The sequence below is a fragment of the Armatimonadota bacterium genome (assembly GCA_031460175.1).
Taxonomy (GTDB): Bacteria; Sysuimicrobiota; Sysuimicrobiia; order Sysuimicrobiales; family Sysuimicrobiaceae; genus Sysuimicrobium; species Sysuimicrobium tengchongense.
This window is the reverse complement of record JAVKGW010000007.1, coordinates 38,480-56,262: the sequence shown is the minus strand read 5'-3', so window position 1 is coordinate 56,262 and position 17,783 is coordinate 38,480. Positions and strand designations below refer to the sequence as shown.

Below are 17,783 nucleotides of genomic sequence, written 5' to 3'. Positions count from 1 at the left end.
CACGACAGATCTGTTACGGCGCAGGCGGCACACCGGGTTCGTCCGGAGGGTCGCTCCCGCCCGCCACCGCCGCGGGTTGGGGGACGGGGATGGCGGCCCGGCGTCGAACTCGGGCCTCTTCCACGGCCACGTACAGGCTCGGGATGAGGAACAGGGTCACGAGCGTGGAGAGCACCATCCCCCCGATCACGCTGCGGGCGAGCGGCGCCTGCAGCTCCGCGCCCTCCCCAAGGCCCAGGGCCGAAGGGATGAGGGCCAGCACCGTGGTGAGGGTGGTCATGAGCACGGGCCGGAGCCGAGCTCCTGCGGCCTCCACCACCGCCCGGTACAGGGGCATCCCTCCGTCCCGGTGCAGCTGCAGGATGAAGTCCATGAGCACGATGGCGTTGTTGACCACCACCCCCGCCAGCACGATGAGGCCGATGAGGGACTGAATGTTGAGGGTGGTGCCGGTGAGGGCGAGGAGGAGGAAGGAGCCCGCCACCGCGAAGGGCACGGAGGCCATGATCAGCAGCGGCTCCAGCAACCGCTCGAACTGCACCGCCATCACCGCGTACACCAGCAGCACCGCGAGGGCAAAGCCCCAGGCGAGCTGCCGGTAGGCCCGCTGCTGCTCCTCGTACTCCTCGCTGAGGGCCACCGCGAACCCAGGCGGGAGCCGCAACCGGGCCAGGTGGGCCCGCACCTCCTCCGCCGCGCCCCCGAAGTCCCGGCCCGCAAGCCCTGCCGTCACCGTGACCACCCGCTGCCGCCCGCGGCGGGTGATCTGCGCGGGGCCCACGTCCCGGATCAAGGTGACCACCTGCCCCAGCTGCACCTGCCGGCCGGTGGGGGTCGTGATGGGAAGGGCGAGGACGTCCCGGGCGAGGCGGCGGTCCGGCTCCCGCATCCGCACCACCACCCCGATCTCGCTTCCCGCCTCCCGGAACAGGGTGGCGGTTTTTCCTCCCACCGCGGCCTCTAGGGCGCTTGCGATCCGGGCCGCGGAGAGCCCCAGGGACGCGGCCTTTTCGAGATCCACCCGGAGGGCGAGCTCCGGAGCCTGCTCCTCCCGGGCGATGGTGGCGTCCGTGATGCCGGGAATCCGTTCCAGGAGGCTCCGCACCTGTTCTCCCAGCCGCATCCCCTCCCGCAGGTCGTACCCCCGGATCTCCACCGCGATGGGATCCGTGGACCCGAACCGAAAGATGTTGAAGGCCCCGGCACTCGTGCGCACCACGACCCGGCCGCCCGGAACCGCGAGGGTCCGGCGCAGGGCGCTGGCCACCTCCTCCGTGGTGCGCGGCCGCTCGGATCTAGGCCGCAGCCGCAGCCGCAGGGAGCCGCGGCTGGCCCCTCCCGGGCCGAAGGCCGCGGTCCCCGAAGTGACGGTCAGGAGCTCCACCTCTGGAGCCACCCGCCGCACCGTCTGCTCCAGGGCCCGCAGCTGCCGGTCCATGGCCTCGAGCGAAGTGCCCTGCGGGAACTGGATGGAGACGAAGATCTCCCCCTCGTCCACCTGAGGGATCAGCTCCGACCCCAAGAGCCGGAACGACCCGATCCCCACCGCCGCCGCGGCCGCGCACCCCGCCCACACCAACCATCGGCGGTGCAGCAGGAGCGCGAGCAGGCGACGGTAGCCTTCCCGCACGGGGCCGAACCATCCACCGCCCGAGGATCGCATGGCGGGAAGCCAGGAGCCGAGCACGGGGGTGAGGGCGAGGGAAGTCAGGAGGGAGCACAGGAGGGCGAAGATCACCACGTAGCTGAACTGCACGAACATCTGGGTGGTCACCGCCCCCGTGCGCAGCACCACCACGGGCAGGAACACCACCACGGTGGTGAGGGTGGAGGCGGTCACGGCACCTGCCACCTGCTGGGCCCCGCTCCGGGCCGCCTCGGTCCCGCTCGCCCCTTGCTCCCGGAGCCGGAAGATGTTCTCCAGCACCACGATGGAGCTGTCCACCAGCATCCCCACGCCTAAGGCAAGGGCGCCCAGGGTCATGAGGTTGAGGGAGTAGCCGGAGAGGTACATGAGGGCGAAGGTGGCCACGAGGGAGGTGGGGATGGCGGTGCCGATGACGAGCACGCTGCGGGGATCCCGCAGGAACAACAGCAACACCCCGACCGCCAGGGCCGCGCCCACCAGGAGCGCGTCCCGGACGGACCGGATGGACCGGCGGATGAGTTCCGCGCTGTCGCCCACCACCACGAACCGCACCTCGGGCAGCAACCGCCCGAGCTCCAACAGCTCCCGCCGCACCCCTTCGGAGACCGCCACGGTGTTCACCCCGGGCTGGCGCCGCACCACGAGCAGGACTCCGGGTTCGCCGTTGATCCGCACCCTTCCCGTCTCGTCTCCGGCCATGCGCACCACCCGGGCCACGTCCCGCACGTACACCACCCGGCCGTCCCGTACCGCTACCGGGGTATTGCGGATCTGCTCGAGATCCGTGTACCGGCTCAGGACCCGCAACCCCAGCTCCTTGGGCCCTTCCCGCACCGTGCCCACGGGCTGGGAGAGGTTGGTGGCCTGGAGGGCGTTGGCCACGTCCTGCTCCGAGATCCGCAGGGCCTGCATGCGGCCGCGGTCCAGCTCCACCCGGATCTCCCGCTGGACCCCGCCCACCACCTCGGCCACCGCCACCCCGGGGACCCGCTCCAGGCGAAACAGCACCTGCTCCTCCGCCATCCGCCGGAGCTCCACGGGATCCATCCGGGCCCCGCGGGCGCTCAGCAACCCGACCTGCAGGATGGGGAACTGCGAGGGATCGAACTTGAACACCACGGGGGTGGTGGCGTCCTCCGGGAGCCGGCGTCGCACCCGCTCGATGGCGGCCCGGAGGTCGCTTGCGGCCGCGTCCAGGTCCGTGCCGTAGGGGAAGACCACGGTGACCCGGGAGGTCCCTTGAGCCGAAGTGGAGAGGATGTCCTGGACTTTGGGCACCGTGCTCGCGGCCTCCTCCAGAATCCGGGTGACGAGGTTTTCCACCTCCTCGGGACCGGCCCCCGGGTAGTCCGCGGCGATGGTGAGCCGGGGAAAGCTCACGTCCGGGAGGAGGTCGATGGGGAGTCCCGCGAGCGACGCAAGTCCCACCAGGATGACGGCCCCGAAGACCACACAGGTACCGACGGGGCGTGCGATGGCGAGAGCGGGAAGCCTCATGGCCGCCTCCGTTCCCGCACGGGTTGATCCGCGGGCCGCACGGGCATCCCGTCCCGCAGCACTTCCTGACCGGCCACCACCACGGCCTCCCCCACCCGCACGCCCCGCACCACCTCCACCCGCTCCCCGTCCGAGATCCCCAGCGCCACGGCCCGGGCCCGGGCGACTCCTCCCTCCACCACGAACACCACCCGCGCGCCCCCTTCCTCCACCACCGCGTGGACCGGGACGGTGACCGCCCGTTCCCGCCGGGCCAACACCAGCTCCACCCGGGCGGTCATTCCGGGCCGCAGGGAGAAGTCCGCGTTCGGCAATTCCACCCGGACCGTGGCCGTCCGGGTCTCCGGACTCAGCACCGGTCCCGTGCGGGAAACCCGGCCGGAGAAGGTGCGCCCGGGAAAGGCGTCCACCCGCACCGCCGCCTCCATGCCCGGGCGGATCCGCCCGAGCTCCTGCTCCGGGACGGAGAGGGTGATCTCCGCGGGAGAGACCCGCAGCAGCTGCACGAGGCGGGTGGCGGGGGTGATGCTGTCCCCGGGGTCCACCGCGAGGGAGGCCGCCACCCCGCTCACCGGAGCCCGGATGAGGCGCTCCTCGAGGAGGCTTTCCGCCTGCCGGAGGTTCGTGCGGACCTGGACGAGGGTGCTTTGCGCGTGCTGCAACGCCACCCCGGCTTGCCGCAGCTGGGCCTCCGCCTGGCGCACCGCCGCCTCCGCCTGCCGCACCTGGGAGCGGGCCACCTCCACCTCCTCCGCGGAAGGCCCGCGCCGCAGCAGCTTCAGCTGTTCCTCGGCGGCCCGCAGCCGGGCTTCCTGGACCGCAAGATCCGTGCGGGCCGCGTCCACCGCCTGCTGCGCCACGAACCCCTGCTGGTACAGCTCCTCCACGCGCCGAAGCTGCGCGCGGCTGTACTCCACCGCGGCCTGGGCCTGCCGTACCTGCTCTTCCGCCTGCCGGATCTGCTCGGGTGCAGCCCCCGCCAGCAGCTGCGCGAGCCGGGCCCGCTGGGCCTGGAGGCTCGCGCGGGCCTGCTCCACCTGCATGCGTTGGGTCTGGACCGCGGCCTCCGCCTGCCGAACCGCCACCTCCTGGGTTCGCACCGCGGCCCGGGCCTGCTCTACTTGGTAGCGCAGCTCCCGGGGGTCCAGCACCGCCAGGACCTGGCCGGCCCGCACCACGTCCCCTTCCCGGACCCGCACCTCTTGGATCACGCCCGAGATTCGGGGGTACACGTCCGCGGTCCCGGAGGCCTGGACTTCCCCCACGTACGTGGCCCGAACCACCACGGGGTGGAGGCGGGCGGGCTCCGTCCGCACCACCACGACCCGGGAGCCAGCTGAGGGCAATCGAGGAGCCGGGGCCTGCGCCCCTTGCCGGGGCTGCAAGGCCCCCAGGGCCCGCCATGCCCCGAGGCCCGCCAAGCCCGCGAGCAGCAAAACCAGAGCCACCCTGCGCACCGGAACCTCCTATCCCCCTCCGGAAGCCATCCTGCTCCGGGCGTGTGAGCTCCGTGTGAAGCCCCTAGCGCTCCAGGCGCCAGACCCGGGCGGACGTGGCCACGGCGGCCGCCAACAGGACCGTGCCCACCAGGGCAACGAGTCCCGTGACCTCCGTGGGTCGCTGCTCCCACCCGACGACCCGGGCGAGCCTCCGGTAGATCTCCCGCAGGGCCCGGGCACTGGAGGCGTGGTGGTAGGTGCCGCCCGTGATCCGGGCGATCTCTTTCAAGGTCTCCTCGTCCAGGGGACCGCCGATGGTCCAGGCGTCGGAGCCGGTAAAGGGCTGGCCCACCCCCACGGTGTACACGGTCACCCCCTGAGCCCGGGCCAGGCGGGCGGCCTCCAACGGATCGATCCCCGTGTTGCTGCGGCCGTCCGAGAGGAGCACCACCACCCCGGGCGGCCAACCTCCAGGAGGCCTCCGGGGCACGGATCCGGTCCGATCCGGCCGACCCCTGCCTGGGAGGGCTGCTACGGCCTCCAGCAACCCCTCCCCGATGGCGGTACGGGGCAGGAACTCGAGCCGGTCAATGCTCTCCACCAGCTCCTCCCGATCCGTGGTGGGTCGGACGAGCAACAGGGCGTAGCCGCCGAAGGCCACGAGCCCCACGGGGATCCGCGGGGGAAGGCTCCGCACGAAGGACTTCGCCGCCTCCTTGGCGGCCTCGAGCCGGGAGGGGAGGATGTCTTGGGAGCGCATGCTTCCGCTCACGTCCATGCTGAGCACGACGGCCGAGCGGTCCGCGGGGACCGGGAGGGGGACCACGGGCCGGCCGAGGGCGAGGAGGGAACCTGCCAGGGCCGCGAGGTACAGGCCCGCGGGGAGATGGCGGGCTTTTCCTCTCCTCTCCGCAGACGCGGCCAACTCGAGGAGGGGGTGGGCGATAGCCCGTGGAGCACGTCTCCGGCTGGCCCGCAGGTACACCCAGCCTCCCAGCGGAACCAGGAGCATTCCCCACAGAAGCGCGGGCCACAGGAACCTCACGGTTGGTACCAGGGTACCACTAGGGGCGTGCGGCCAGCACCATCTCCACCACCACCCGCTCCCCGCCCCGCACCACCCCGAGCCGCAGCCTCTGTCCCGGCTCGCGCTCTCCCAGGACCAGGAGCAGGTCTTCCCACTGGGTGATCTCGCGGCCGTCCGCGGCGACGATCACGTCCCCCATGGGCCCCTCTGGCCGGTCCGCCCGCAGCCCCACGGCCTCCGCAGGGCTGTTGGGGACCACGTCCAGGACCAGCACGCCGCGGCGCACGGGGAATCCCCTCCGCCGGGCCAGTTCCGGATCCAGGGTCATCCCCACGATCCCGATCCACGCCCGCTCTCGCCGGGTCCCGGCCAGGAGCTCCGGGAGGATCTGGCGGATCACCGCGCTCGCCACCGCGAGTCCTCCCTCCTCCCCGGGACGGGTGGAGACGGCGATGACGAGCCCCACCACCTGCCCGTGCAGGTTCACCATCGGGCTCCCGGAGTGGCCCGGGACCACGGCAACGCTGGTGCGGATGAGGATGCCCGGTACGAGTCCGGGAAGCGTGGAGCCCGTGGCGAGCACGTGGCCCGCGGTCAGCCCCACGGGGCCGCCCCGGGGAGATCCGACCACCGCCACGAAGTCCCCGGGCCGTACGGTTGCGGAGTCCGCGAGCTCGAGGAAGGGAAGCGGCGAGGCGTCCTCCACCCGCAGGACCGCCACGTCCCGGCGGGCGTCGTAGCCCACGAGGTGAGCCTCCCGCTCTCCCGCGGACCGACTCTCCAGCACGATGCGCTCCCGACCCCGCACCACGTGGGAAGCGGTGAGGGCCACGTGGGGCTGGATGAAGAACGCCGTACCCGTGGAGCGGCGGCCCTCGGAGAAGGTCCGCACGATGGCCACCGCGGGCCGCACCCGCTCGAAGAGCGCGTACCGGTCAACGGGCTGGGCGCGCGAGACCCCGGAGAGGGCCCCGAGGCAGACGAGGGCGAGGAGCGCCTTCCGGAGTGCCCCTATTCGGTGCATGGCCCTACCGGCCCTCCCGCCGCGCCACCAGGTCCAGCTCCAGCTTCGCCTCGTTCTCCGCCCGCACGAACCCCAGGATGGTGGGCGGCTGGAACCCGAAGTCCGTCATGCGGATGGTGGTGGTGGCCTCCGCGCGCAGCTCCGTCCCGAGCAGGCGCACCCTGGCCTCCCACGTCACCGGCCGGGTCACTTCCCGGACGGTGAGGTTCCCCACAACCCGCACGCTCACCCACTGCCCTTCCCGGTACGTGGCCGGAGCGTCCCGGATCTCCGTGGAGACGAACCGCGCCTTGGGATACCGGGCGGACTGGAGCCACCGCTGGCGGATGGCGTTGTCCCGGCGAGGGCTATCGGACTGCAGGGTGCTGATGTCCACCTCGATGGGGCCCACGCGGCTTGCCGCGGGGTTCTGGCGATTCACCCAGATCTCCCCCCGGACCTCCCGGGTCCGGCCCACGGCCTCGTTGAACCGGTTATCGCCCAGGAACGTCTCCCCAACCCGGTAGCGGGCCTCCGACTCCGAGGAGACCACCACGTACCGCTCCACTCCGGAGGCGGGCGCTGCCAGAACCCTCGGCCACGCCGCGAACGCGAGCGTCGCGAGAAGCAGGGAACAGGCGAAGATGCGCGGCATGCACACCCTCCTGGGCAACGATCTCCGGTTCCCAGCCTACCCGCGGGTGTGAAGAAGCGATGAAGCTCGGGCGGATCCGCTCACTCCCTCTTGGGAGGGCTCGGATGGAGGGGAATGAGGCCTACCTGGCGGGGGCCGGAAGGCTTGCGCTGCGGGATGCGGGGGTGGAGGGAGAGGTCCAGGTTCAGGTCCTTGCCGCAGCGACACGTGATCCGCTGGGTCTCCCCCGCGTTCACCCACACCTTCCCCTGGGACTCCGCCCGGTTCCGCAGGGCATCCAGGGCTCCGCTGCGGGCCTCCTCCTCGTCCTCCCGGGCTCCCTGCTCCCGGGTCCCGTGGCCGTAGAGGGGATACACGACGGCCTTCGGATAGTACACCGCGTACTCCTGGCCGCACCGGCCGCACTGGAAGCTCAACACGAGCGCCATCCCGTCCCTCCGCCCCCATTGTAAAGTAAGGCGGGATGGCGCGCGTGGTTCCCGCAACCCCGGAAACCATCGGGGAGGCCGCCCGGATCCTGCGGCGCGGGGGGCTCGTGGCGTTCCCCACGGAGACGGTGTACGGGCTCGGGGCCAACGCCCTGGATCCCGTGGCCGTGGCCCGCGTCTTCGAGGTAAAGCGGCGCCCCGCCTTCGATCCCCTGATCGTGCACGTGTGCGATCGGACCATGCTGGAGGAGGTGGTCCTGGAGATCCCGCCCCTCGCCCAGGTCCTGATCCGCCGGTTCTGGCCCGGCCCCCTCACCCTCGTGCTGCGCCGACGGCCTAAGCTCCCCGGGATCGTGACGGCGGGCCTCGACACCGTGGCGGTGCGCGAACCCTCCCATCCCGTGGCCCTGGAACTCATCCGGTGCGCCGAAACCCCCGTAGCCGCTCCCAGCGCCAACCCCTTCGGCCGGCTGAGCCCCACGCGGGCGGAGCACGTGGCGAGGCACCTGGGGGAAGAGGTGGATCTCATCCTCGACGCGGGCCCCACTCCCCACGGGATTGAGTCCACCATCGTCTCCGTCCTGGGGGAGACTCCTCAGGTTCTGCGGGTGGGCGCGGTCCCCGTGGAGGAACTGGAGGCGGTGCTGGGACCCGTGGAGGTGGCCACCTCGGCCCGCCGACCTCAGGCACCGGGCCAGCTCCCTTCCCATTACGCCCCGCGCACGCACCTCTCTGTCGCCCGGGCGGAGGAGGTCCCCGTTTCCGCCCGCCCCCGGAGCGCCTACCTCGCCTTCCAACGGCCCCCGGAGGACGGTTTCGCCGCGGTCCGGGTGCTCTCCCCTCGGGGGGATCTGCGGGAGGCGGCCGCGCGCCTGTTCGACCTGCTCCACGAGCTGGACGGCCTGGGACTGGAACGGATCTACGCGGAGCCCGTTCCGGAGACGGGTCTAGGCCGGGCCATCATGGACCGGTTGCGCCGGGCCTCCGCGGCCGAGGGGTGAACGGAAGGCCCTCCAGCGGAGCGCGGCGCACGTGGAGGAGCATCGCGAGGAGGAGGAAGAGGCCGGCGAGCAGGGTCCCCAAGCCGGTCACTTCCTCCATCCGGCGGGTCCACCCGACGGTCCGGGCGAGGTCTCGGTAGGCGGCCCGGAGTTCCCGGGCGGAGGTGGTGTGGTAGTAGCGCCCGCCCGTCTGTGCGGCAATGGCCCGGAGCGTCTCCTCGTCCAGCACCCCCCAGTACCCGCTGCGCAACTGCGAGGCATCCGCCCGGGTGGCGATCCCGACCGTGTACACCCGTACCCCCCGCTCCCGCGCGAACCGGGCCGCCTCTAGGGGTGGGATCCCGTCGCTGGCCCGGCCGTCCGAGAGGAGGATGGCGATGGCCCGAGGCGGATCCGGCCGAAGCGGGGGATCGCCCTCCGGAGTCACGGCCCGGACACCCTCCACGAGGCCATTGCCCAGCTGCGTCCGCAGCTGCGTGGAGATCCCCGCGATCCCCTCCAGGACGCGTCCCCGATCCGGGGTGAGGGGGACCACCACGCTGGCGTAGTTGCCGAAGGTGACCACGGCCACCTGCACGCCTCCGGGCAGGGCCCGAACGAAATCCTGGGCCGCCCGCTTGGCCGCCTCGAGACGGCTGGGCCGGATGTCCGTCTCCTCCATGCTGCGGCTCACGTCCAGGATGAGGACCACGGGCCAGCGAGCAGGAACCGGCCAGGGAAGTTGAGGTCGGGCAAGGGCCAGGATCACCACGAGGAGGGCAAGGAGGTACAGGCCCGCGGGGAGGTGGGCGCTCCCGCGGAGCCCTGGAGTGGCCCGGAGGTAGGGGAAGGAGGAGAGGGCGGTGGCGCGGGTGGACCGAGCGCGCACCGCCCGGAGGTATCCCACACCTCCCAGAGACACGAGGAGCAGGCCCCACAGGGCCTCAGGCCACAGAAACCGCATTCCTCCCCCTCAGGACGGGAGTTCCACCACGAACCGGGCGCCTACGGGGTCCCGGTTCTCCGCCCGCACCTCCCCCCCGTGGGCTTCCACGAGCCTCCGCACCACCGCGAGCCCCAACCCGCTCCCCCCCGTCTCCCGGGACCTGGACCGCTCTGCCCGGTAGAAGGGCTCGAAGATATAGGGAAGCTCATCGGGAGGGATTCCCGGCCCTTCGTCCTCGAGCGTGATCCGCACGCGGTGCGCGGCCGTCCGGGACACCCGAACCCGCACGGTACCTCCCTCACGGGTAAACCGGATGGCGTTGTGCAGGAGGTTCTGCACCACCTGCCGGATGCGGTCGGGATCCACCTCCGCCACCAGGCCCGCGGGAGCCTCCAGCTCCACCCGGACTCCCCGCTCCTCGGCCCAGGGCTGCAGGCCCTCCACGCAGGAGGCGCACAGGGCTCCGAGATCCGTCGGGACCCGGTGGAGGGGAAGCTGCCCGGCCTCCGCCAGGCTGAGATCCCGGAGGTCGCCGATGAGGCGGTTGAGGAGCGCGCACTGCGTGTGCAGGGCTGCGATGCGCTCCGGGGTCGGCTCTGCCACGCCGTCCAGGAAGGATTCCAGGTTCGCCTGGACAACGGAGAGGGGGGTGCGCAGCTCGTGGGCCACCGCGGCCAGGAACTCCCGCCGCAGTCGCTCGTTGGCCGCGAGACGGGCGGCCATGGCGTTGAAGGCCTGGGCGAGGTCCCCGATCTCCCCGGGCCCGGGCCGCACGTGCTGCCCCAGGTCCCCTGCCGCGATGCGGCCCGCGGCGTATCGCAGCTCCATGAGTGGCCGCGTGATCCGGTGCGCGAGCCACACGCCTGCCAGGATGGCGACCGCCGCGGCCGTGGCGCCTCCCAGCCACAGGGACGCGTTGAAGGCCCGCAGGAACTTCCGTCGGGAGGCGTAGAAGAGCCTGCGGGTCCAGCCGGGCTGCACGGTGCTGTAGAAGAGCTCCCGGACCTGCGGGGGCTGCTCCGTGATCCAGGTCACCTCGCCCCGGCGCACCCGCTCCAGGAAACGGGTGAATTGCCGGTCCATGATGTACTGGGCCCACAGCCCCACCAGCGCCACGGAGGCGACGGCGACCAGCACGAAGGCCAGGCTGAGCTGCGCCCGCAGTGTCCACCCCCGCCTGCGGATCTGCCCGTCATCCGCCATCCGGATGCCTCGCGAACTTGTATCCCACCCCGTACACGGTGAGCACGTACCGGGGCTCCCGGGGATCCGGCTCGATCTTCTGCCGCAGGTTCTTGATGTGGGCGTCGACGGTGCGCTCCAGCCCTTCGTACGAATACCCGTAGATCCGCTCGATGAGCTGCAAGCGGGTGAACACCTGGCCGGGATGCGTGCTCAGAACTTCCAGGAGCCGCCACTCCGTGGGCGTGAGGCAAATCGTTCGATCCTTCCAGCGGACCTCCCGGGTGAGGTAGTTGATGTGGAGATCGCCGAAGCGGGCCTCCTCCCGCCCGCCCCACCGGTTGCGGCGCAACACTGCCCGAACCCGGGCCACCACTTCCCGGGGACTGAAGGGCTTGGTGACGTAGTCGTCCGCCCCCAGCTCCAGCCCCGTCACCTTGTCCTCCACCCCATCCCGGGCCGTGAGCATGATCACGGGAACCCGGGAGGCCTCCCGGATGCCCCGCATCACCTGCCACCCGTCGAGACGTGGAAGCATCAAATCCAGCACCACGAGATCCGGGCTCACTTCCTCGAAGGCCCGCAGGGCCGCCTCCCCATCCCGGGCCAGGACCACCGTATATCCCTCCCGCTCCAGGTACGACCGCAGGAGCCGGGCGATCTCCGGCTCGTCCTCCACCACCAAAATCTTCAACATCCCCGGACCTTTCCGTGCCGACACCGTCCCCTAGCAGCCTCCCACGGATCCGTCCACCGGGTCAACCTCAGAGGTAGGCCAGCAGCCGGCCGCAGGCCAGTACCCCACCCCACAACACGAGGGAGAGCGCTCCGCTCACCTTCGCGGCCCGGGGAGGGGGCACCCCCTGGTCCCAGGCATTCACGGTCCGGTAGACGCCGCGGTGGAACACCGTGCGGTTGAGTCCCGCAGCGGCGAGGAGCCCCATCTTCACCGGGAATACGGGGTTGGCCCACCACGCGGACGCATGCGCCGCGAACATCAATAGCCCACTGACCACCACCAGGGCGAATCCCCGCCACGCCCAGGGGAGGAGGTGGCGGCTCAGGGCGGAGACGGGAATCTGTGGGGAGAGGCCCAGAAGCCGCAGATCGAACAGGGCCACGGAGCCCACCACAAGCGCGATCCCCACAAGATGGAGGATCTCCGCGGCCGGATACGCCCACAGGGCCTGCCGCATCCATGTCCCGAGGGCACTCCGCTCCAGGACCGCAGCCCATCCGGAACCGGGATGGGTCATCGCAGGGGGATCGTCCGCCCCTCCAGGACGATCCGCAGGGCCCGCACCTCGTCCGGGTGGGTCCGGTGCGGGTGGCCGACCACCGTGACCCTCGTGCCCGGCCGCAGGGTCTGCGGGGTCAGCCCCAGCCGTTCCGCGCGGGTGGGTGGCGGGAGCACCACCGCCCACACCTTCTGCCGCATCTCCAGCCGCACGACGGCGTGCGGATGCTCGAAGCTCGCTTCCCGCACCGTGCCGGTGAGCTCCAGGAACCGTTCTGGATCATACTGGCTCCACCCGTGGTGCGCGTACGCCCCCTGACTCAGGAGCAGTACGGCCAGTAGGGCCCACCGTCCCCTTCCGATTCGCATAAGACACACCCCCTATTTTTCCTCCCCCCCGCTTGTGAAGATCCGGTGAAGCCCTTTATCGGTCCTCGTCCCACAGTCGCCGGAACTCCCGCCGGCGGCGCCACCGGCGGTAGGCCGCGAGGGGGTTCGTGGCATACCGGCCGCTCCGGGCATACCACCACGCGGCCCCGCACCCTGCGAGGGCAAAGATCCCCAGGGGGAACCGGAAGGAGAAGAAGACCAGGACCGCCGCCAGAAGGCCCAGCCACCGCCCCTCCACCGGAACGGCGAAGTACACCAGGAGCCGCTCGTAGGGGTTCAGGGCCGCCCACGCCACCGTGGTCGCGGCCACGGGCATCCACAGGCCCGCGAGCACCGCCACCCGTCTGAGGAGGACCGCACCGACCCACACCCCCAGGGCCGTGGCGAGGGTGGTGAGCCCCAGGAAGAGGAGGTAGTCCCGGGTTCCCCACGCGCGCTCGAGGCTCCCCCCCAGCAGCCAGAACACATAGGCGCTCAGGAGCACCCCCACGATGGACCCCCCGCCGAACAGGGGATACGTGAGGAGAGTCCACGGACGGGCTAGGGGGGAGAGGGTGTCGAAGGCGAGGGCGAAGGGGACAGCCAGACCCAGAAAGTCGAGGAAGAAGGTGAGGAGGTTTAAGAGGATGACCGTCCAAGTGACGGGGCAGTCCCCGGGGAGCGCACGTCCGTACACGGGTTACACCTCCGCGAGGCCTTCCACGCGCTGGGCTCCGTACCGGGCCTCCCAGGGAATCGGAAGCCGCTCCCAGTGCGCGCCGAAGTCTTCCGACCGGTACACCCCGCGGTTGTTGGCCGCGTAGACCACGCCGGGCCGGCGGGGATCCGCGAGGAGGGTGCTCACCGTGGTTCCCTTCGGGTCCGGTAGACCCTGGGCCACGGACCGCCAGGGAGCCCCTCCCGCCCTGCGGTACACGACCGACTCCCCGTCTCTCGCGTTGTGCGCGGCATACGGGCCGGGCCCCGCGGACACGAGGACGGCATCCGGGTCCTCCGGGTGCACCGCAAGGCCCCACAGGTAGAGGTATCGAAGCCCTTGCTCCGGTTGGGTCCAGGTCTCCCCGCCATCCCGGCTCTCGAAGTACCCGTCCCCCGCGGCCACGTAGATCCGCCCGGGGTCCCGGGGATGCAGGAGGACGGTGTGGGCATCGTAGGGCCCGCCCGGAACCCGATCGAGCCACGTGCGACCGCCGTCAGGGCTGCGCACGAGCGCCCCGGCCTCGATGGCCACGAGGAGGAAGTCGGGGGCGTGCGGATCCGGCGCGATCCACCGCACGTGGTGCGTGTGCGGCCGCGGGGGAAAGCTCCAGGTGGTGTGGGAAGGAAGCGCAAGGAGGCCCGGTAGCGGCCGCCAAGTCGTGCCGCCGTCCTCGGACCGAAACACCGCGCTGGGCTCGGTCCCCGCATAGACCACGCCCGCGTGCAGGGCCACCGCGGTCACCTGCCCGCCCACCACGCCCTCGCCCACCCGCTCCCACGTCTCTCCCCCATCCGTGCTGCGCCACAGCCCCTCGCCGAAGGTCCCGCACAGGACGAGCCCGGATCGCTCCGGATCGCCCGCTACGCACGTGATCCGCTTGCCCCGCAGGCGTTCTTCCGCCTGCCAGCCGTCCCGGCGCGCCCGCACGAGCAGGACCGCGTCCTCCATCCCCACCACGAGCGTGGCCATCTTTGGTCCTCCTCAGCTCGGCAACCGCCCCTTGAGGGTTCGCGGGGAATGGGGTCCTGGTTCCGCGATGAGGGCCCGGGCGGCTTCCACCTGCCCCCACACGTTCCACAGGAGCACCCCGCGCACCCGGCCCCGGTCCAGGTAGTACACCACGCCTTCCCGGTACGGCTCCTTCCAGTCCTCCACGACCTCCCGCCGCGGATCCAGCTCGCCCACGGCCTCGTAGCCGAGGTCAAAGAGGTCCGAGTAGAAGAAGGGGAGGTGGGTGTAAGCTTCCCCGGCTCCGGCCATGTTGCGGCCCGCGAGGAGTCCCTGGGTGTTGGCGTTGTCCTCGTGCTCCACCCGGATCCGTGTCCCCAGGGCCGGGTTGTAAAAGCGGGCCACGTCTCCCGCCGCGTACACATCCGGGTGGCCCGCCCGGAGCCGCTCGTCCACGAGAATCCCGTCTTCCACGGGAAGGCCCGCATCTTCCGCGAGCTCCGTATTGGGCCGGATCCCGAGTCCTGCGATCACCCCATCCGCCTCCACCCGGTGGCCGCCGTCCGTGTGCACCACCGATCGCTCCCCGATCCGCTCCACGGCCGCCACCCCCTGCCCCGGGATCACTTCCACCCCGCGTTCCCGGTAGTAGTCGTTCAGGAAGCGTGCAAGCCCGGGCGGGAACAACCGGCCACCGATCCCTTCCTCCAGGAAGGTCACGGTGACCCGTTTGCCGTTCATCGCCAGGGCCGCGGCGATCTCCGACCCGATGAACCCGCCGCCGATCACCACGAACCGGTCTCGCTCCCCAGCGAGCCGGCGCAGGGTGAGGTAGTCGTCGAGGGTCCGGAAGTACACGATCCCGTCCGTGCGCAGCCGCCGGGGATCCCCACCCGTGGCCAGCAGCAGCTTCTCGAAGGTGTACACCTCACCCGCGTCGTCCGTGGCCTGCTTGGCCGCAGGATCCAACCTCCGGAGGGTGCGGCCCAGGTGCAGGGCCACGCCCAGCTCCTCCGTACGGCGCCAGATGCGGTCCAGAGACCCGCCTTTCCACAGCCCCTTGGAGAGGGGTGGACGGTTGTACGGCGGATGGGGTTCCCGGCTCACGATCCCCACGCTTCCATCCGGATCCAGCTCCCGGATCCCCCGCACCGCGGCGTCCGCGGTCATCCCCCCGCCCACGATGAGATAGCGGTAGCGCGCCATCGTTCTCCCCTTATCCCTCCAGCCCCCAAGAGGTCACGTGCGTGGGCGTGAGTTCCACGATCACGGACTCCCCCTCTTCCAGGGCCGCCTCTTCCGGATACTGCGGGTACTTCCCGTACAGCAACTTGCGGATCGAGCGGAACTCTGGACCCCGCTCGATGATCCGGGTCGTTCCCTGGACCAGGATCCCCGCGAGCCGACTCCAGTCCTCCGTGTAGAGGTCCACGGTTATTGCGGCGTGCGGGTTCTGGCGCAGGTTGTGGATCTTCCGGGAGTGGGCATCCGAAGCGAAGTAAATCCGGCCCTGGTGGACCACGTGGCACACGGGCACCACGTGGGGCATCCCCTCCTCATCACAGGTGGCCACCCGGCAGATCCGCTCCCGCTCCAGAAACCGCAGCAACCGCTTGCGTAGACGCATACCCCCTCCCGCCCTCTCAGGATACTCCTTTCATACCCTCGAAACACACCTGGAATAGAAAGAAGGACACCATGCGCGTTCCACGGAGCCTGCTCCTCGTAACGCTCTCCCTGCTGCTCCCTGCGGCGGCCACGGCCTCCTCGTGCTCCCCCCGGCGGGTGCGGGTAGATTCCCGCACGTGGCTTGTGGTCTTCGACTTCCGATGCCACATCCTGTGGCCCCGGTACTGGCCGGGTGGGGTCACCAGACGCACCGCCCGGATCCGTACTCCCGGAGCCCTCTACCTGACCACGGGGCCGTATCACTGGCGGGGAGAGCCCATCGAGCGGGTACGCATCGGAAGCTGGGTGATCCCGGCACAGAGCGTGCACCCGGACTGGCCGTACCTCACGTGGCGCGACGGTCGCCTGCGGGCCAGCCGGAGGCCGGATCCGCGGGCCGCGTGGGAGCTGCGGGGCGGGCCGCTCCTCGTGGGCCGTCACATGGTGGGGCGCATCTACGACCGACGTGTGTTGTGGGCCCGGACCCAGCGACGCGCGGTGCTGTGGGTGGAAGGTGGAACCCGGTTCGCACTGCTGGAAGGGGTACAGACCCTGGCGGGCGTGCGGGCCATCATGCACCGGACGGGCTACACGCATGCCTTTTTGCTCGACGGCGGGAGCAGCACCGCTCCGTGGGCCCGCAACCCCGTGTACCTATTCGTGTTCCCCAAGAGGCGGTGAGGCCGCCCGGGCGGCCCGGGCCGCGGCCCGGGCCTGCCGAAGGGGTTCCGGGGTCCGCCACCTCCCCGTGAGGGATCGCAACACCTCCGCCGCGGTCTGGGGATCCGTGCGCCAGCCCGCGTGGGCCACGAGCGGTGCGGTGCCCTCCTTGGTGCGGACCCAGTAGGCCACCACCTCTCCGTCAAGCCAGAGCGGGCTCACGGATCCCCGGGACGCGTGCGGGGGATCTCCCCGGGCCACCAGGGGGCGCTGGGTCACGCCGACGGTGGGGATTCCGAGCCGGAACCCGAGGTGCACCGCGAGCCCGGCCCGGCGCGGGTGGTCTCGGCCCGTGGCGTTCACCACCAGGAGTTCCGGGCGCTCCGGAAGGGCGCGAACCGCGGCCTCCAAAAGCGGCCCCTCCCGCAGGGCCAGCAGCCCCGGCTCATACGGCCATGCCGCCTTTCCCCGCACGGTGGCCGTGGCCACGAGTCTCTCCCCCTCCATCAACACCGCCGCGGCCCACCCCACATCTCCCGCGGTCCCGGGCCCCGTGCGCCCCCGGGGGAAGCACACGAAGCATCCGGCCACGGAGCACAGTCCTCCCGAAAACCGCCACGGCTCCGGTACCAGGCGTGCGAGCGCCAGCTGCTGCGCGATCAACTCCTCCGGTGTCAGGGGCCACGGAGCGGGCATCGCTCGTGGATCCACTGGAGGGCGCGTAGGGTTACGAGCCGGAAGCCCACGCGGCCACCGCGCTCCCGAATCTCCTCCGTGTAGAACCCGCCCGCACGGTCCCGGAGCTCCCGTGCGAGGCCTGGAGGAGCGTGGTCTTGCCGACCCCAGGATGTCCAGGGATGGGCAGGAGATCTCCCATCTCCGATCCGATGGTAGGATATCCGGGGATGCGGCTCTATCTCGTCCAGCACGGGGAGGCGAAGCCCGAATCCGAGGACCCTGCCCGCCCCCTCACGGAGCAGGGCCGGCGGGAGGCGGAACGAGTTGCGCGGTTCGCGGTCCAGCACGGGGTCCGCGTCCTCCGGATCGTGCACAGCGGTAAGCTGAGGGCCCGGCAGACCGCAGAGGTGTGGGGCCAACTGCTGCCTGAGGCCCGGGTGGAGGAAGCGGATGGTCTTGATCCCAACGACGACCCCGCCCGATGGGCCGACCGGCTCCGGGACGCCACGGAAGACCTCCTCCTCGTGGGCCATCTCCCGCACCTGCGCCGGCTTGCGGACCTCCTCCTCTGCGGGGAGCCGGAGCGCCAACTCGTGACGTTCCGCATGGCCGGGGTGGTCTGTCTCGAGCGGGACGACCCGACCGGCCGGTGGTCCGTGCGCTGGATCCTGCCGCCGGAGCTCGTGCCCTAAAGCTC

General features: G+C 71.3%; 19 protein-coding genes. 3 read left to right on the top strand and 16 right to left on the bottom strand.

The window, feature by feature from the left end; translation table 11 throughout:
• Nucleotides 1-13: 13 nt before the first annotated feature.
• From QN206_09960 to QN206_09935, 6 genes are all read right to left on the bottom strand, one after another.
• Complete coding sequence (locus tag QN206_09960; GenBank protein ID MDR7615131.1) at nucleotides 14-3,145, bottom strand: efflux RND transporter permease subunit; 3,132 nt, start codon at nucleotides 3,143-3,145, stop codon at nucleotides 14-16.
• Nucleotides 3,142-4,602, bottom strand: a complete 1,461-nt coding sequence (locus tag QN206_09955) for an efflux RND transporter periplasmic adaptor subunit (GenBank protein ID MDR7615130.1) — start codon at nucleotides 4,600-4,602, stop codon at nucleotides 3,142-3,144. Before QN206_09955 ends, QN206_09960 begins: the two co-directional genes overlap by 4 nt.
• A gap of 64 nt (nucleotides 4,603-4,666) precedes the next feature.
• Nucleotides 4,667-5,629 (bottom strand): VWA domain-containing protein, encoded by a 963-nt coding sequence (locus QN206_09950; GenBank protein ID MDR7615129.1) that lies wholly within the window; start codon nucleotides 5,627-5,629, stop codon nucleotides 4,667-4,669.
• Nucleotides 5,630-5,648: 19 nt separating this feature from the next.
• Nucleotides 5,649-6,635 (bottom strand): trypsin-like peptidase domain-containing protein, encoded by a 987-nt coding sequence (locus tag QN206_09945; protein MDR7615128.1) that lies wholly within the window; start codon nucleotides 6,633-6,635, stop codon nucleotides 5,649-5,651.
• A 4-nt stretch (nucleotides 6,636-6,639) separates the two neighbouring features.
• Nucleotides 6,640-7,269 carry a YceI family protein gene (locus tag QN206_09940; protein ID MDR7615127.1) on the bottom strand — a complete coding sequence of 210 codons (630 nt, stop codon included), beginning with the start codon at nucleotides 7,267-7,269 and terminating at the stop codon, nucleotides 6,640-6,642.
• A gap of 80 nt (nucleotides 7,270-7,349) precedes the next feature.
• Nucleotides 7,350-7,697 carry a hypothetical protein gene (locus tag QN206_09935; protein MDR7615126.1) on the bottom strand — a complete coding sequence of 116 codons (348 nt, stop codon included), beginning with the start codon at nucleotides 7,695-7,697 and terminating at the stop codon, nucleotides 7,350-7,352.
• Nucleotides 7,698-7,732: 35 nt separating this feature from the next.
• On the opposite strand from QN206_09935, the gene QN206_09930 reads away from it, so the two are divergent.
• Entirely contained in the window at nucleotides 7,733-8,698 is a 966-nt protein-coding gene (locus QN206_09930) for an L-threonylcarbamoyladenylate synthase (GenBank protein MDR7615125.1), read from the top strand.
• On the opposite strand, the gene QN206_09925 is transcribed toward QN206_09930, so the two are convergent.
• From QN206_09925 to QN206_09885, 9 genes are all read right to left on the bottom strand, one after another.
• The gene (locus tag QN206_09925) at nucleotides 8,658-9,641 is read right to left on the bottom strand and encodes a VWA domain-containing protein (GenBank protein MDR7615124.1); all 984 of its coding nucleotides are present in this window, start codon (nucleotides 9,639-9,641) and stop codon (nucleotides 8,658-8,660) included. The two genes, QN206_09930 and QN206_09925, sit on opposite strands and share 41 nt — an antisense overlap.
• Before the next feature lie 9 nt (nucleotides 9,642-9,650).
• Entirely contained in the window at nucleotides 9,651-10,826 is a 1,176-nt protein-coding gene (locus QN206_09920; GenBank protein MDR7615123.1) for an ATP-binding protein, read from the bottom strand.
• A complete protein-coding gene (locus QN206_09915) occupies nucleotides 10,816-11,502 on the bottom strand; it encodes a response regulator transcription factor (protein ID MDR7615122.1) in 687 nt (228 codons plus the stop codon). The genes QN206_09920 and QN206_09915 overlap by 11 nt, the downstream gene beginning before the upstream one ends.
• A 67-nt stretch (nucleotides 11,503-11,569) precedes the next feature.
• Nucleotides 11,570-12,061, bottom strand: coding sequence for a hypothetical protein (locus QN206_09910; GenBank protein ID MDR7615121.1), 492 nt, complete (start codon nucleotides 12,059-12,061; stop codon nucleotides 11,570-11,572).
• Nucleotides 12,058-12,411, bottom strand: coding sequence for a DUF6152 family protein (locus QN206_09905; protein ID MDR7615120.1), 354 nt, complete (start codon nucleotides 12,409-12,411; stop codon nucleotides 12,058-12,060). The genes QN206_09910 and QN206_09905 overlap by 4 nt, the downstream gene beginning before the upstream one ends.
• Nucleotides 12,412-12,466: 55 nt before the next feature.
• A complete protein-coding gene (locus QN206_09900) occupies nucleotides 12,467-13,108 on the bottom strand; it encodes a rhomboid family intramembrane serine protease (GenBank protein MDR7615119.1) in 642 nt (213 codons plus the stop codon).
• A 3-nt stretch (nucleotides 13,109-13,111) separates the two neighbouring features.
• Nucleotides 13,112-14,101, bottom strand: a complete 990-nt coding sequence (locus tag QN206_09895; GenBank protein ID MDR7615118.1) for a hypothetical protein — start codon at nucleotides 14,099-14,101, stop codon at nucleotides 13,112-13,114.
• Between the two features lie 12 nt (nucleotides 14,102-14,113).
• A complete protein-coding gene (locus tag QN206_09890) occupies nucleotides 14,114-15,286 on the bottom strand; it encodes an FAD/NAD(P)-binding oxidoreductase (GenBank protein ID MDR7615117.1) in 1,173 nt (390 codons plus the stop codon).
• A 10-nt stretch (nucleotides 15,287-15,296) separates the two neighbouring features.
• On the bottom strand, nucleotides 15,297-15,707 hold the full coding sequence (locus tag QN206_09885; GenBank protein MDR7615116.1) for a pyridoxamine 5'-phosphate oxidase family protein: 411 nt from the start codon (nucleotides 15,705-15,707) through the stop codon (nucleotides 15,297-15,299).
• Between the two features lie 71 nt (nucleotides 15,708-15,778).
• Between QN206_09885 and QN206_09880 the strand changes: the two genes are divergently transcribed.
• Nucleotides 15,779-16,429, top strand: coding sequence for a hypothetical protein (locus tag QN206_09880; protein MDR7615115.1), 651 nt, complete (start codon nucleotides 15,779-15,781; stop codon nucleotides 16,427-16,429).
• Here QN206_09880 and QN206_09875 read toward each other — a convergent pair.
• Nucleotides 16,403-17,104, bottom strand: coding sequence for an endonuclease V (locus tag QN206_09875; GenBank protein MDR7615114.1), 702 nt, complete (start codon nucleotides 17,102-17,104; stop codon nucleotides 16,403-16,405). The two genes, QN206_09880 and QN206_09875, sit on opposite strands and share 27 nt — an antisense overlap.
• Before the next feature lie 209 nt (nucleotides 17,105-17,313).
• Between QN206_09875 and sixA the strand changes: the two genes are divergently transcribed.
• Nucleotides 17,314-17,778: a phosphohistidine phosphatase SixA gene (sixA, locus tag QN206_09870; protein ID MDR7615113.1), complete on the top strand. Its 465-nt coding sequence runs from the start codon at nucleotides 17,314-17,316 to the stop codon at nucleotides 17,776-17,778.
• Nucleotides 17,779-17,783 lie beyond the last annotated feature (5 nt).